Origin of the sequence: Amycolatopsis sp. CFH S0740 (assembly GCF_004522315.1) — a bacterium.
GTDB lineage: Bacteria > Actinomycetota > Actinomycetes > Mycobacteriales > Pseudonocardiaceae > Amycolatopsis > Amycolatopsis nivea.
In genome coordinates this window covers 1-509 of the sequence record NZ_SDLS01000081.1, presented here as the reverse complement: position 1 = coordinate 509, position 509 = coordinate 1, and the positions used below count along the sequence as shown (strand labels likewise).

1 protein-coding gene is annotated in these 509 nt (G+C 66.8%); it reads left to right on the top strand.

Translation table 11 applies throughout. The features are described 5' to 3' along the window. Positions 1-471, top strand: a 471-nt coding sequence (locus tag EIZ45_RS45835; RefSeq protein WP_134736132.1) for an IS3 family transposase, incomplete at its 5' end; no start/stop codon positions are given. Between the last annotated feature and the right edge of the window lie 38 nt (positions 472-509).

Genomic DNA, 509 nt, shown 5'->3' with positions numbered 1-509 from the left:
GTCACCGACGTGACCGAGTTCCGCATCGGCGACCGCAAGCTCTATCTCTCGCCCGTGATCGACCTGTTCGACCGGTCCGTGGTCGCCTACAGCTGCGGCCTGTCCCCGTCGCTGGAGCTGACGAACTCCTCGCTGCGCGCCGCGATCGCGACCCTGCCCGCCGGAGCCGCGCCGCTGGTGCACTCCGACCAGGGCTTCCAGTACCGGCACGCCTCCTGGCGCGCGCTGCTCGCCGACGCGGGCCTGACCCAGTCGATGTCCCGGCGAGCCACCTGCCTCGACAACGCCGTCGCCGAGAACTTCTTCGGCCACCTCAAAGAAGAACTGTTCCACCGCAACACGTTCGACAGCGTCGAGGCGTTCATCACGGCACTGGACGACTACATCGACTGGTACAACACCACCCGCATCTCCACCACCCTCGGCGGCCTGAGCCCGGCCGAATACCGAGCCCAGACCCTCGCGGCCTAACCTTCACTTAGCCAGTCCAACTTTCGGGGGCCAGTTCA